Source organism: Enterococcus sp. XAF26B05_ASV22 (genome assembly GCF_056727285.1).
In genome coordinates this window covers 1,048,153-1,061,831 of the sequence record NZ_CM161538.1, presented here as the reverse complement: position 1 = coordinate 1,061,831, position 13,679 = coordinate 1,048,153, and the positions used below count along the sequence as shown (strand labels likewise).

Below are 13,679 nucleotides of genomic sequence, written 5' to 3'. Positions count from 1 at the left end.
CCCAAAAAATATATTACTGTAAAAAAGAATCATCATTCCATAATGTTAAAGTATATGCTTCTTCATCTTCTGCTACTTCTAAGATTGATAAACTATTATTTTTAAGGCCGCCCATACTACGCAGTTCGCCTAACTCTTTCCCTGAAAGTGATTGGATTGCCGCAGTTAAAGAAGCACCATGGCCTACAAAAAGATACGGTCCATCCTCATTATCAACTGCTGCTTTTACAACAGAAGAAATGCGTGTTATTGCGTGTTCAACTGGCTCACCTTGAAATACTTCAGGATTATATCGGTCCAGCTGATAGCGCATATGATCTAGTTCTTGTCCATATGTTTTTCTCATTTCCTTGATAGACTGACCTTCTAACTTACCAAGGCCTAATTCTTTTAACTCATCTGTATAAATTATTTCTACTGGTCGCTCTAGCTCTTGATTGATCCCTTCCGCTGTTTTTCTTGCACGCGGTGAAGTACTTGAAAAGATTTTTTTAAAGGGCACTTCTTTAAGAGTTTGACCTAACCGTTTTATTTCCTCATAGCTCGTTGGAAGCAACGGTGAATCTCCCGTCATCCCTTGAAACCTAAGTTCCTGATTCCATTCCGTTTTTCCATGGCGAGTAAAATATAATTTCATGCGTCCGCTCCCTTGATTCCAATTTATTGATTTTTACTTTTTAAATGTCCATTTATTTATCTTATCTAGTGTATCATTTTCACTGGCAAAATTCCATTTAACTACGGGGTTTATAAAAAACAGTTTCCTCCGTGTGTGTTTCTAAAAAAACTACGTTATAATAAAAGAGCTTCAAGCTTGTATCGTGATATTGAAGGAGGAAACTGATTTGTTTTTTGAGCACATTCATCATATTGCCATCAATTGTTCTAATTACCAAAAAACGAAAGAATTCTATGTAGAAAAAATAGGTTTTGAAATCATTAGGGAAAATCATCGAGAAGAGAAAAATGATGTTAAACTAGATTTAAAATTAGGAAATCATGAATTAGAAATTTTCATTTCACCTAATGCACCAAAAAGACCCTCTTATCCTGAAGCTTTGGGTTTACGCCATTTAGCGTTTAAAGTAGAAAATATAGAGGAAGTCATTGCCTTCTTGAACACTAAAGAAATTGAATGCGAACCAATTCGGATAGATACATTTACAGGAGAAAAAATGACCTTTTTCTTTGATCCAGACGGTTTACCTTTAGAGTTACATGAATAATGTACTGATTTCTCTTTATTGTTGAAAAAAACTGTTCTCTTCAATCGTAAGGAGAACAGTTTTTATTATTATGTTTAATCTAATTTATCCTTTTCATAATGATGCTGTAATTCCAATGCTGGAAAATTTTGTTGACGCAACGCTTCATAAACCACTAATGCTACCGTATTTGACAAATTCAACGAACGAACATGTTCATCATTCATCGGAATTCGTAAACATTTTTCTTCATTTTCTCGCATAAACTCTTCTGGTAATCCAGTCGTTTCTTTCCCAAACATAAAATAATGATCTTTGCCATTAGCATAATCCATTTCACTATACGTTTGATTTGCAAATTTTGTGATTAAATGTAGCGGTTGCTCACCTAAATAGGTTAAAAATGCCGTCAAATCTGCATGATACATGATATTAACGTCATTCCAATAATCCAATCCTGCTCTTTTTAAGTGTTTATCATCGGTCGAGAAACCTAACGGCTCAATGAGATGTAAGGGTGAATTTGTTGCTGCACAAGTCCGGGCGATATTACCGGTATTTGCTGGGATTTGAGGTTCAAATAATACAATATGATTGGTCATGATTTCACTTTCCTTTCATTTGAATGATTCATCATTTATTTTTTTGTTCACAAAAATCGGCATAAAAAAAACGTATCGCCTCGGTGTCAATCACTGCGAGTCGCTACGTTAGTGAAGCTCTTTTCACTAACTTTTATCAGAACAGGAACCTGATAAAAACCAATGAAAAAACAACTTGTATGTAATATAACACCATTACCAGAGCTTTGCAATACCTTTTAGCAAATTTACCGATTGTAAGCGCTATTTCACTTTTCCTTTTAACATGCGAACGTCAATTGTGATGTCAGATAATGGATTATTTTGAATCGCTTCTTTTACTTCTTCAGCTACGCCCCATTCCAGTGGAGACATCTCTAATAAATCTAGGCGATTTTCTTCCGGTATGGAGAAGCTATATGTTACGCGTTCGTCGGACAAAATATCCATTTCCTTATAAAATTTTGCCAAAACTTTTTCATTGGAATAGGTTTGCTTCGTTTCATTACCTGGATAAAAGGCTGTCCTCAACTCTTTTAGATAATCTGTTTCAGGCACAACTTTGACAAGTGTTCCCTCTTGTTTTAAAACACGCTGAAATTCACTATAATGAGATGGCGAAAAAATATTTAAAACAGTATCCATCGATTGGTCTGCAAATGGCAAGTTTGTCAAATCAGCGATGCACCAAAAAGCTTCGATTGGTTGGTTGCTAGCTAAATAAATCCCATCCTTAGAAATATCAAACCCAAATTTTGGCCCCACTAAGCCTAAACTAGAAAGCTCAGACAAAAAGCTTCCCTCACCGCATCCAACATCTAACGTATTTCCAGTCAAATCCATATCACCAATAATTTTTTCCAATAAAGGCTGATACATCCCACTTTGAATCATCTTGCTTCTATGGATCAACATTTTTTTATTATAGTCTGTTTGAATACTATGAGAAAGAAAATAAATCGTTCCCTTTTTAGATAAATCAAATTGATGGTTTTCTGCACAAATCAAACTATATCCTTCTAGCTGAATTGACTTTTTACATACTGGGCAAAGAAATTGTTCTTGATGTGTTTCTAAAAAATTACGAGCAAAATCAATTTTTTTCAACATAAGGTTACTTCCTATTCACTATAAATTCTGACACTAATTGATTAATCGTCGCTATTTATCTTACAACGGGAAGAAGACTTTGGCAACCGCCATAATTGTGGTACAATGCCTGTGAAGAAAAAACAAGGAGTGAATCGAATGATCAAAGAATTTTGTGCTGAAAATTTCACAAATATCCCGACTGCCATCCGCAACGGGGCAGGACGAATCGAATTATGTGATAATCTAGCTGTAGGTGGTACTACACCTAGTACAGGTGTTATTGAAGAAGTTGTTGCTTATGCTGGAGAAAAATCGATTCCCGTTATGACAATCATCAGACCACGAGGTGGAGATTTTGTATACAATGATATTGAACTTAAAATTATGCATACTGATCTAATCGAAGCAAAAAAAATTGGAACTGATGGTGTCGTTATAGGTTGTTTAACAAATGACGGCTGGCTAGACGAAGAAGCATTAGAATTATTGATCGAAACTGCAGAAGGGCTGCAAATCACCTTCCACATGGCTTTTGATGTATTAAATAAAGAAAACCAACTTAAAGCAATCGATTGGTTAGCAGAACATGATGTACATCGTATTTTAACACATGGCGGGCCTGCTGGAACAGCAATCGAGGCTAATTTTGATCATCTAAAAGAACTGATCAACTATGCTAATGATCGAATTACTATATTACCTGGCGGTGGTATTACTGATAAAAATGTTGAATCTGTAGTAATGGCCTTGCAAGTTGATGAAGTCCACGGGACAAAAATCGTAGGAGAATAAAACGAATAAAGGAAAACATTAAACTTCGTTGTATAAAGTTTAATGCTTTCCTTATTATGATCATTTCAAATAAAATACTGCATAAAAAGACTGGCAATATTAAAATAAATCAAGACACTGGTCAAATCACTTAGTGTTGTAATAAAGGGTCCACTAGCAACGGCCGGATCAAATCCTAATTTGTCCATGAGCATCGGAATCAAACTACCAGCTAAATTTGCAACGGTAATAGCACATAACATTGCCATTCCGATCACAAACCCTAATGGAAAATTATGTTGCCAAATCCCAACAACGATAAAAATCGCCACACCCGTGACAGCCCCTGTTACTAAACCAGTCAACACTTCACTAACAATTAACCGGCCAAAATTATTATCTTTTTCGTCTGACACCGCTAATCTTCTGACTGCTACCGCTAATGATTGTGTCCCTGCGTTTCCAGCAGTTCCGGTAATCAATGAAATGAACACAGCTAAAATACTTGCTTCACTAACTAACTCTTCATAATGGCTGATTAAAGTAGCTGTAGACATTCCTAAAAATAATAATGTGATCAACCAAGGCAACCGTTTTGATGCTGCTTTGATGGGATTTTCACTAACCTCTTCCACATTGACCCCAGCTAAACCAGAATAATCACTTGCCGCTTCATCATCAATAACGTCAATAATATCATCAACTGTTACGATCCCTAAAAGATGGTCCTCATAGTCTGTAACTGGCAACGCTAAGAAGTCATAATCTCGAATCGTTTGCGCAACATCCTCTTGATCATCTCCAACATGAACAGAAATTACCCGTTCGCTTAACACGTCTGAAATCATTGTATCATCATCATTTACAATCAAATCACGCAAAGATATAACGCCGACTAAATGGTTTTCCTGATCTACCACATAGACATAATAAATCGTTTCTGCCATATCAGCTTGATTTTTCAACACATACATTGCAGAACGAACCGTTTGATTCGCAACAATAGAAACAAATTCTGTCGTCATGATCGATCCGGCTGTATCATCTTCATAATGAAGTAATTCTTTGATCTCACCAGCATCTTCGGTACTCATTAAACTTAGATATTTCGCCTTCTGGCTTTTCTCTAACATATTCAGTAAATCAACTGCGTTATCCGTATACATCTCTGATAACATTTCAGCCGCATAACTCGGACGCATTTCCGCCAGATAATCCTTCATGTTTTCGTTATCTTCTTCAATAACATCAAACATGTCAGCTAATTCTTTTGGTGACAAATAATTATACATTTGCTTTCTATCTGCTTCATCGATCGATTGGTAAAATTGTCCTTGTTCGTAAATATGGAGCGCCAAAAACAACTCACGAAACTCCGCCATCTGCTGGTCTTTTAATTTCTCTAACAGCAATGAAAAATGGTCTTCCATTTCTTGTCCTTCGTTCACCTAAACCGCTCCTTTCAATCTAAAGTTGATCTACAATTTTCTTCATATCTTCTTCTAGAGGAGAAGTTAATTCTAATCGTTGCTTTGTAAAGGGATGGATAAAACTCAACTGACAGCAGTGTAACGCCTGTCGCTCGATTCCGCTATCCATTTTACCTCCATACATCGAATCGCCTAATAATGGACAACCAATAGCTTCAAAATGGACTCTGATTTGATGGGTTCTACCTGTATGAAGTTGAATATTTACTAATGCTTGATCCTTTTTACGTTTCATCAACCAATATTCAGTCTCAGCTTGTTGTCCCGTTTCAACAATAGTTCTTTTCAAAATAGAAGATAAATCACGGCCAATTGGTAACTTTATTGTTTCATGTTTCTTTAGTCGCGATACATCACCACTAACTAAGGCTTGATAAATCTTGATCACTTCTTTTTTTCGTAGCTCCTGATCTAACATCGCGTGAGCAAAACCGTGTTTAGCAAACAACATCAAGCCCGTAGTGTCTCTATCTAATCGAGTCACTACATGAATCACCTGATCTTGATACTTCTGTGCTTTAAAATAGGCCTTAACCCGATTCGCCATCGTACCATTAGGATGATATTGAGCAGGAATCGATGCAATCCCTGCTGGTTTATTGACCACTAAATAATGGGCATCTTCAAAAACAATATCGATCGGTACATCGTCAACCAGTAACGTCTCATGTTCTTTCTCGTCCGGGATCGTAATTTTCACCTGATCTCCCAAGGATAACTTAAATAATACATTTTCAACAGACTGATTGACTTCAATTTTTCCACCTTGAAACTTGATCTTGGCTAAAAGTCCTTTAGAAATTCCTTGCTCCTTTAAGAACATTTTTACTTGCTGCGGTTCTTTGTTTTCTACTGTCCAATTAAATTCCATTGATTTACTAATCCTCACTAATAAAGGCATCTTTAACACGATGCCAAAAATGCATATGTCGATACGATGCAAAATGAATACGCTCATCCGCAATACGATAGTAAATCGACTTGATATCATCTTGATAGATATCTAATTGATCAACTGTAATCAGATAATCATTACTTTCTTGCAACTTGATTTCTACCCATTCGGTGTGCGCAATCACGATTGGTGACCCCAATGTTCTAAAAACACGATTGTTCAATGATGCAATCTCTGCAAGTTGAAATGCATTGATACTCGGATGAAGTACTGCTCCACCAATACTTTTATTGTAGGCAGTCGATCCTGTCGGAGTAGAGACGGATAAACCATCTCCACGGAAACGTTCAAATAATTCATCTTTGATGAAGACATCCGCAACCATAGTACGATTAGCACGTTTGATTGTTGATTCATTCAATGCTAGAAAATGTTTATCTGGTTTATTGCCATGAAAACTGATTTTCACATCCAACAAAGGATAACTGATGCTCTGTTCTTGATGAATCAATAGACTTTGAACTAATTCTTCCAGTTCATAATCCCGCCAATCCGTATAAAAACCAAGATGTCCTGTGTGGACACCTAAAAAGCTAACGTCATCCAGTCGATGGCTGAAACGGTGGAACGCCGATAACAATGTACCATCTCCACCTACAGAAATCACAAGATCTGGTTGATGGTCATCCATTTCGATTTTATTTTTTTTTAAAAGCAGGAGTAAACGGCGTGTAACTTCATTAGATTTGTGTTCATGGTTATGAACGATTGCAACTTTCATCCTACTCCTCCTAGTCTTTATCTTTCTTCTCATTATTATCATTAAATTTTTGATAATAATTATCTTTCGACTTGCCCCGTCCGTGTGAAAACAGATGTTGCGCTTCTTGAATTTCTTCACGAATTGTTGACATTTCTTCGTCTAATTGGTAAGCTGCTTGGCTGCACGTTGCAACCGCTCTTTCATTTCTTCTGGAAAAGCGCCTTGATACTTATAATTCAATGAATGTTCGATCGTAGCCCAAAAATTCATGGCTAACGTACGAATTTGAATTTCAGCCAAAATCTTTTTTTCACCCGTTATCAATTGGACCGGATATTCAATTACTAAATGATACGAACGATAGCCGCTCTCTTTTTTATTTGTAATATAATCACGTTCTTGAATAATTTTCAAGTCCTTACGATTGCGAATGATATCCACTACTTGCCGAATATCCTCAACAAATTGGCACATAATCCTAAGTCCTGCAATATCTTGCATTTCTTCTTCTAGACGATCAGCAGCAATATTACGCAAGGCAGCCTTTGTTAAAATACTATCAACAGGTTTCACTCGACCTGTTACAAACTCAATAGGTGTATGTTTATTTTGTTCTCGAAACTGCTTACGAATACCACGCAGCTTAACTTTCATTTCTCCAACAGCCTGTTCATACGGTGCCAGAAAAAGCTCCCACTCTTTCTCCATCCTAATCCCTCTATTTCTTTGAATTTGATTCACAGCTTATTTTACCATAGAGCTATCAAAAATAGGGTAATTTGAGAAATTGTCTATAATTTTTCGACAATAGCGAATTTTTTAACTTCTAGTTCACTTTTCTTGACGTAAATGGGTAAAGTATGCAAAAATTGAATTAAATTAAAGAAAGTGGGTCAAATAAACGTGAGTGAGAATTTAGAAATAGAATTTAAAACACTAGTATCTATCGACGATTTCCCACGAGTTGTTGACTACTTTCAACTAAAAGAAGAGAATTTCTTTACCCAAACCAATTATTATTTTGATTCAGCTGATTTTCAATTAAAAAAGAAACATATCGGTTTAAGAGTTCGTATACTATCCAATGATGCAGAAATTACTTTGAAAATACCTCAAAAAGTTGGTCTCCTCGAAATCAACGATACGCTTTCTCTTGAAGAAGCTCAGCAGATCGTTGAATCGGCCTCACTTCCAGATGATGGGTATGTCTACAACAAGTTGACTGCTTTAGGAATCGACAAAGATAATTTACGTTTAATCGGAAGCCTAACAACTAAACGAGCAGAAATAAAACTTCCCCAAGGTTTACTCGCGCTAGATGAAAGTTGGTACAATAAGCAACATGATTTTGAATTGGAGTTAGAAGTAGATGACGCTACTAACGGAAAGAAAGATTTTCTTACCCTATTGGATACTTTGAATATCAAAGAATCCCCATCACCAAACAAAATTCAGCGTATGATGCGAAGCTCAAAAGTAAAAGATTAAGAAGTTATTATAGCTAAAACAAATCATTTCATTTTTCCCATATTTTCTGATAAATTAGGGACACTTAGTTGAGAAATGATGTCTAGTCGCAAAAGAGTCAAATTGGAGGAATTATGAATGATTGAAATCTATCTGTTCGTTAATCCTTTGGGGGGCATTTGTCTCAACGTAGAAAAGGATATTTTAAAACTGGTTGAAACTGAAAATAAAAAAATCCAATTTCGTTTCATTCCACTCGTTAATATGAGAACCATTAACCATCTTATACAGTTGTTCGATATTCCAACACATGACATTGAACAACGTAATCAATTGTTTGAAGATATTTATTCAGCAGCATTGGATTATAAAGCAGCACAATTACAAGGAAAGAAAAAAGGACGTCATTTACTACTAGGCTTACAACAAGCCGTAGCAGTTGACAAGCTTCCCTACTCTACAGAGTTAGCTGAAAAACTATTAGTAGAGGCTGGTGGCGATCTGGATATGTTTAAAATGGATCGTCAATCTGATTTTGTAAAAGAATCTTTTCAAACAGATCAACAAATTGCTCGTGAAATGGGCATTACAAAACACCCTTCAGCAGTAGTTTACAATTATACTTGTGATCGGGACTTTGGTGTACTTGTAGAAGAGTGTGAGTCTATGGATGAAATCAAAAGACTTTGTGAAACATCTGAAGATAACTTACAGTATTTTCATGAAAAATTTGAATTAAATCATTACAATGAACCTCGAGTTCCACATGGACATTTACATTTGCTTTAATAAAATAAACTGCTCCCCTCAACATATGAGAGAAGCAGTTTATTTTATTTTTCTAAAGAAGCTACAAGTTCTTCTAGTTCACCTAATCTTGTTTCGAAAACATGCATAGCATCTTTAATGTATTGTGGTTTTGTCATATCTACGCCAGCTTTTTTCATCACTTCTATTGGATAATCACTGCTACCTGATTTCAAATAAGTCAAATAATTCTCTAATGCAAGCGGCTCTTTCTCCAAAATTTTATTTGCTAAAGCTGATGCAGCTGAAAATCCTGTTGCATACTGATAAACATAGTAGTTGTAATAGAAATGAGGAATACGAGACCACTCTAAAGCAATTTCAGGATCTTTCTTCACTTCCGGACCATAATATTTATGATTTAATTCTCCATAATACTCTCCCAAATACTCACTTGTTAATGGTATTCCCTTTGCATCCTCTGTATGAATAAAGTGTTCAAATTCAGCAAATTGAGTTTGACGGAAAATTGTTCCTTTAAAGCCATCCAAATAATGATTCAACACATAGGCACGAATTCGAGGATCTGTTTCCGTCTCCAATAAATACTCTGTTAGAAGATTTTCATTCGTTGTCGAAGCTATTTCCGCTAAGAAAATAGAATAGTCTCCATAAACATACGGCTGATTGTTACGCGTAAAATAACTATGGACACTGTGTCCCATTTCATGAACCAATGTGTACAATTGATCTAAACTATCATGCCAGTTCATCAAAATATATGGTGCTGTATCATAGGCGCCAGATGAATAAGCACCGCTACGTTTCCCTTGATTTTCGATAACATCGATCCAACGGTCACTAAATGCTGTTTTTACTACATTTAAATATTCTTCTCCCATCGGATTTAGAGCAGTGATTGCTTTTTCTTTTGCTTCTTCATAAGAATACTTGATTGATGCTTCACCTAATATAGGGGTATACATATCGTACATATGAAGTTCGTCTATGTTCAATAAACGTTTTCGTAAAGATACATAACGATGCAATAACGGTAGATTTTGATTGACTACATCTATCAATGTATCATAAACGCTTTCTGGGATATGATTGTTACTCAATGCAGCTTCTCTGGCAGAAGAAAAATTACGAACTTTCGCTTTATAATTATGCGCCTTAACATGTGAGCTTAATGTTTGAGCGAATGTATTTTTGAACTGATCATAAACGCTATAAAGTCCTTTAAATGCTTCTTCCCGAACACTTCTATGGACGTTTTCCATTAACTGACCATATACACCATGAGTCAATTGGATTTTTTCACCGTTTTCATTTTCGATTACTGGAAACTTTAAATCTGCATTATTCAAAATAGAGAACGTATTACTGGATGCTTCAAAAATTTCACCAGCACCCGCTAATAAAGCTTCTTGGTCAGCAGATAAAATATGTGGTCGATCACTCAAAATATTCTCAATAAAGTGACGATACATCTCTAATTTAGAATTTTCAGCAAAATATCCCCAAATCTTGTCATCACTCAACGATAACACTTCTGGTTCAAACCAGGCTACAGCTTCACTTGCTTGCGCTAATAAAGAACTTGCTCTAGCGTATAATGCTTGATAGGTTGTATTGGTAGTGTCTTGATCATTTTTTAAATGCGCATACACATAAATGACTTCGATTTTACGATAAATACTTAATAACATCTCAATACTGGCTAAAAATACCTCGCTACCATTCTCTAACGTTCCCTTAAATTGTTCAACTTCGTTTAATTCCTCTGACAACGCTTGAAAAGCTTCATCGAAAGCTTGATCATCTTTAAAAATCTTCGTCAAATCCCAAGTCTTTTCTATTGGTAAACTCGCACGTTCTGGTAACTGTTTTGCTTCACTCATTACATCGGCTCCTTTTCAAATTATTCCTACCTAGATTTATCTTATCACATTTTTTAAGGGAGTAGCAGTGATTAAACAGTTATTTTCAATTTTTTTTAGCCAGTCTCCCACATCAGATATCGTTTGATCTGACGACCCTATCTGAACCTTCCAACCCTTTTCGACGTTGACTAAATGATTACAGGCAATTAAATAAGTCAGTATTTGATTTAAACAGTACGTTTGAACTGTCTTAAAAGAAATATTTGGCAACTCATAAAACAACTCAGCTGACTGCACCAACTCCACCTTTAATAAACAGATTAACGCTGAGTGATCAAAAACATTCTGATCAAAAAACTGTACGAAATTCCAGATTCGAACTTTCAATAACATATCTGAATCTCTACAACAGAAAATATGAAGACCTGGATAATAAAACCAATTTGGCAATTGAAGTAAATGAAGCCGATTGTTATATAATTCAGCTTGTAACATTCTTATCTTCTCATCTCTTGTATATAATTTTCTATTCAATTCAGAATAATACTCTGCTATCAGCGATCCAATTTTAAATTTTCGTTGAGTATAAATTTTTGATTTCTGAGGAAAATCCAAAATTTCTAGCAAAAAATCGCTATAAAAAGACCAGATTTTTTTTGAAGAATAAATCCTCTTTTTAAAATCTTCTTCAATATGAGAATGTATCGCCAATTCTTCTGTTTCCCAATCTGCTGTCCATAAATAAAATCCTAATCCCTCAGAATAATAACATAAGTTTTTAACTACTTCGTTTAATTTATAGCGGTTAGAAAATAACTTTTTACCGCATATCCAAATTGGAATATAGCCATGTTGCTGATAACTCTTGGTCCGTTCAACTAATCGTTGCGTACTTAATGGACTGCATTGAATCTCTAATGCAATATTTCCTATCAAAAGATCAGGCCGCTGATTCAGTGCTGGTAGATATTTTTCTAGTTCGTATCCAATTCTATTTTTCTCACACCACTTCACAAAGACTTCTTTTAATGCCAAATGTTCTCTTGTCTCACCTTCTGAATAAATGCTACAACTACTCTGATTGTAATGAGAAAAGTGCGGTAACTTTATTTTCCCATTCTTGATTCGAACCGGCTGACAACAAACAGGACAAAAATACTTTCTACCTTTTAATTGCTCGATCTCCTCTCTTGATAAATTTAACAGTGTTACAACTTCTTTATTTTTTGAATATGCATTCAACATACCTCTCACCTCACAAGTAAGATACGCAGAAATTATGTTGATTCATTAAAAAAAAACTGAAACAAAGCATTATCACTTTGTCACAGTTTTTTACTGTTTATTCAAAATAGTATCTTGTTAATTCTAACGCATTGCGTTCCATAATACACGTTCCATATTCATTTAATGTCTCAGGTGTCACCACAGATAAATCAGCAAATTCTAGTAACTGAGCTAATTCATTTTCTACATCTGCTTTGCCTAATTCATCCAATAAGAAAATGACTTGGAGATAATATGTTCCTTTGAATGTATATAAATTCGCTATCACAGACTGTAAGAATACTTCATTTGCCAATTGAACCATTGTGTCAAAATCAGTCAACTCAAACACTAAATTTTTCACTGTATTATCAGCGAATTCTTGTGTCTCATTAGCAAAATCTTCTTCGATTTGTTTGCGAATTATATTACTAACTTCTTCTGAATTAAGATCATTGAATCCTTCAAAATTAGAAACTTCATCAATCGATGCATTCTTACTAATAAATAGTTCCAATCCATCACTTTTTGGCAGAACCTGAAAGGTAACAGCTTCGCTGCCCTGAAATTCATCTTCCACATCAACCTCTTCTAAAATACTGTAGAAAAAGTTTTCTACATCTTTGTGATTGCCGAGTAAATCTAAAAAGGTGATTCCTCTATCAGCTAAATCTTCATTACCGATCAACACACGTATGGTATTCTCATTGATATGTTCCATTTCCATGTCGCTACACCTCACTTTTGCTAATCAGGAAACTTATTCTTACGTACATTGTAGCGGAATCACGCCAAATGTAAAGGGAAAAGTAATAATATTTTTAAATAAACAACTGTCTTAGTATATTCCTAAAAATTTGATCTGAATGCTTATATACACATTTATATAATTTCAAAAAATTTAAATAAACCATTTTCTATGTAAAATCGAATAAAAAAAGAAAACCCTTGTCACAAAGTCAAAGGTTTTCTTTTACATTTTATAAACCTGCCATCAATTGCGCTTGACGTAATTCCAACTGCCTTACTCCTCTTGGCAAGAAACGTCGAATTTCATCCTCATTAAAACCAACTTGTAATCTTTTTTCATCAATCATTATTGGTCGACGCAACAATCCAGGATTCTCTTTTACTAACTCTAGCAAGTCTTGCAACGGAAGTTCATCCAAATCCATATTAAGTTTTTGGAAAACCTTAGAACGAGTAGAGATAATCTCTTCAGTACCGTCTTCTGTCATTCGCAAAATTGCCTTCAATTCTGAAATATTCAATGGTTCTGAAAAAATATTTCTTTCTCTGAATGGAATCTCGTGTTCTTGCAACCATGCACGAGCCTTACGGCAAGACGTACAACTTGGGGAAGTATAAAGTGTCAACATGTGCATCACTCCTTTTTGTGATTTTTTATCACTTTTTTTGAAACAGGAAGCATAACTGTTTTCCTATTTAAATTAAGTATACCCAATTTCTAATAAAAATACTAGCTCTTTTTGCAAGAAAAAATATTTTTTTCGTT

Annotated in this window: 14 protein-coding genes and 1 pseudogene; 4 read left to right on the top strand and 11 right to left on the bottom strand. The window is 35.1% G+C overall.

What is annotated here, in order from left to right; genetic code table 11:
* Positions 1–13: 13 nt before the first annotated feature.
* Positions 14–637 (bottom strand): histidine phosphatase family protein, encoded by a 624-nt coding sequence (locus tag AC1PU0_RS05235; protein ID WP_206848363.1) that lies wholly within the window; start codon positions 635–637, stop codon positions 14–16.
* A 208-nt stretch (positions 638–845) separates the two neighbouring features.
* Here AC1PU0_RS05235 and gloA2 point away from each other — a divergent pair, with 208 nt between their 5' ends.
* Positions 846–1,226, top strand: a complete 381-nt coding sequence (gene gloA2 / locus AC1PU0_RS05230; RefSeq protein ID WP_069654293.1) for an SMU1112c/YaeR family gloxylase I-like metalloprotein — start codon at positions 846–848, stop codon at positions 1,224–1,226.
* A 74-nt stretch (positions 1,227–1,300) separates the two neighbouring features.
* On the opposite strand, the gene trmL is transcribed toward gloA2, so the two are convergent.
* A complete protein-coding gene (gene trmL / locus AC1PU0_RS05225) occupies positions 1,301–1,807 on the bottom strand; it encodes a tRNA (uridine(34)/cytosine(34)/5-carboxymethylaminomethyluridine(34)-2'-O)-methyltransferase TrmL (protein ID WP_206848362.1) in 507 nt (168 codons plus the stop codon).
* A 243-nt stretch (positions 1,808–2,050) separates the two neighbouring features.
* Positions 2,051–2,896, bottom strand: a complete 846-nt coding sequence (locus tag AC1PU0_RS05220; protein WP_206848361.1) for a methyltransferase domain-containing protein — start codon at positions 2,894–2,896, stop codon at positions 2,051–2,053.
* 138 nt (positions 2,897–3,034) lie between these two features.
* Between AC1PU0_RS05220 and AC1PU0_RS05215 the strand changes: the two genes are divergently transcribed.
* On the top strand, positions 3,035–3,670 hold the full coding sequence (locus AC1PU0_RS05215; protein WP_206837041.1) for a copper homeostasis protein CutC: 636 nt from the start codon (positions 3,035–3,037) through the stop codon (positions 3,668–3,670).
* Positions 3,671–3,735: 65 nt separating this feature from the next.
* On the opposite strand, the gene mgtE is transcribed toward AC1PU0_RS05215, so the two are convergent.
* The 4 genes and pseudogenes from mgtE to yjbM form a co-directional block, all read right to left on the bottom strand.
* Positions 3,736–5,097: a magnesium transporter gene (mgtE, locus tag AC1PU0_RS05210; protein WP_069654289.1), complete on the bottom strand. Its 1,362-nt coding sequence runs from the start codon at positions 5,095–5,097 to the stop codon at positions 3,736–3,738.
* A 19-nt stretch (positions 5,098–5,116) separates the two neighbouring features.
* A complete protein-coding gene (locus tag AC1PU0_RS05205; RefSeq protein ID WP_111248756.1) occupies positions 5,117–6,010 on the bottom strand; it encodes an RluA family pseudouridine synthase in 894 nt (297 codons plus the stop codon).
* A 7-nt stretch (positions 6,011–6,017) separates the two neighbouring features.
* A complete protein-coding gene (locus AC1PU0_RS05200) occupies positions 6,018–6,815 on the bottom strand; it encodes an NAD kinase (RefSeq protein ID WP_242596483.1) in 798 nt (265 codons plus the stop codon).
* Positions 6,816–6,825: 10 nt separating this feature from the next.
* Positions 6,826–7,505, bottom strand: a pseudogene (yjbM, locus tag AC1PU0_RS05195) (GTP diphosphokinase).
* Positions 7,506–7,700: 195 nt separating this feature from the next.
* On the opposite strand from yjbM, the gene AC1PU0_RS05190 reads away from it, so the two are divergent.
* Both AC1PU0_RS05190 and AC1PU0_RS05185 read left to right on the top strand, forming a co-directional pair.
* Entirely contained in the window at positions 7,701–8,285 is a 585-nt protein-coding gene (locus AC1PU0_RS05190; RefSeq protein WP_069654285.1) for a CYTH domain-containing protein, read from the top strand.
* Positions 8,286–8,402: 117 nt separating this feature from the next.
* Positions 8,403–9,053, top strand: coding sequence for a ClpXP adapter SpxH family protein (locus AC1PU0_RS05185; protein WP_111248758.1), 651 nt, complete (start codon positions 8,403–8,405; stop codon positions 9,051–9,053).
* Between the two features lie 44 nt (positions 9,054–9,097).
* Here the strand turns inward: AC1PU0_RS05185 and pepF are convergent, their stop codons facing one another.
* From pepF to spxA, 4 genes are all read right to left on the bottom strand, one after another.
* Complete coding sequence (gene pepF, locus AC1PU0_RS05180) at positions 9,098–10,915, bottom strand: oligoendopeptidase F (RefSeq protein ID WP_069654283.1); 1,818 nt, start codon at positions 10,913–10,915, stop codon at positions 9,098–9,100.
* 36 nt (positions 10,916–10,951) lie between these two features.
* Positions 10,952–12,142 carry a competence protein CoiA gene (locus AC1PU0_RS05175; RefSeq protein ID WP_206848360.1) on the bottom strand — a complete coding sequence of 397 codons (1,191 nt, stop codon included), beginning with the start codon at positions 12,140–12,142 and terminating at the stop codon, positions 10,952–10,954.
* 97 nt (positions 12,143–12,239) lie between these two features.
* Positions 12,240–12,890: an adaptor protein MecA gene (locus AC1PU0_RS05170; protein WP_111248761.1), complete on the bottom strand. Its 651-nt coding sequence runs from the start codon at positions 12,888–12,890 to the stop codon at positions 12,240–12,242.
* Positions 12,891–13,143: 253 nt separating this feature from the next.
* Positions 13,144–13,542: a transcriptional regulator SpxA gene (spxA, locus tag AC1PU0_RS05165; protein ID WP_069654280.1), complete on the bottom strand. Its 399-nt coding sequence runs from the start codon at positions 13,540–13,542 to the stop codon at positions 13,144–13,146.
* Between the last annotated feature and the right edge of the window lie 137 nt (positions 13,543–13,679).

What these genes read in the sequence shown, in the direction of transcription:
- spxA (WP_069654280.1), bottom strand. Translation starts at nt 13,542, where the DNA reads ATGTTGACACTTTATACTTCCCCAAGTTGTACGTCTTGCCGTAAGGCT.
- AC1PU0_RS05175 (WP_206848360.1), bottom strand. Translation starts at nt 12,142, where the DNA reads ATGTTGAATGCATATTCAAAAAATAAAGAAGTTGTAACACTGTTAAAT.
- pepF (WP_069654283.1), bottom strand. Translation starts at nt 10,915, where the DNA reads ATGAGTGAAGCAAAACAGTTACCAGAACGTGCGAGTTTACCAATAGAA.
- AC1PU0_RS05205 (WP_111248756.1), bottom strand. Translation starts at nt 6,010, where the DNA reads ATGGAATTTAATTGGACAGTAGAAAACAAAGAACCGCAGCAAGTAAAA.
- AC1PU0_RS05235 (WP_206848363.1), bottom strand. Translation starts at nt 637, where the DNA reads ATGAAATTATATTTTACTCGCCATGGAAAAACGGAATGGAATCAGGAA.
- AC1PU0_RS05185 (WP_111248758.1), top strand. Translation starts at nt 8,403, where the DNA reads ATGATTGAAATCTATCTGTTCGTTAATCCTTTGGGGGGCATTTGTCTC.
- AC1PU0_RS05170 (WP_111248761.1), bottom strand. Translation starts at nt 12,890, where the DNA reads ATGGAAATGGAACATATCAATGAGAATACCATACGTGTGTTGATCGGT.
- AC1PU0_RS05215 (WP_206837041.1), top strand. Translation starts at nt 3,035, where the DNA reads ATGATCAAAGAATTTTGTGCTGAAAATTTCACAAATATCCCGACTGCC.
- AC1PU0_RS05220 (WP_206848361.1), bottom strand. Translation starts at nt 2,896, where the DNA reads ATGTTGAAAAAAATTGATTTTGCTCGTAATTTTTTAGAAACACATCAA.
- AC1PU0_RS05200 (WP_242596483.1), bottom strand. Translation starts at nt 6,815, where the DNA reads ATGAAAGTTGCAATCGTTCATAACCATGAACACAAATCTAATGAAGTT.
- trmL (WP_206848362.1), bottom strand. Translation starts at nt 1,807, where the DNA reads ATGACCAATCATATTGTATTATTTGAACCTCAAATCCCAGCAAATACC.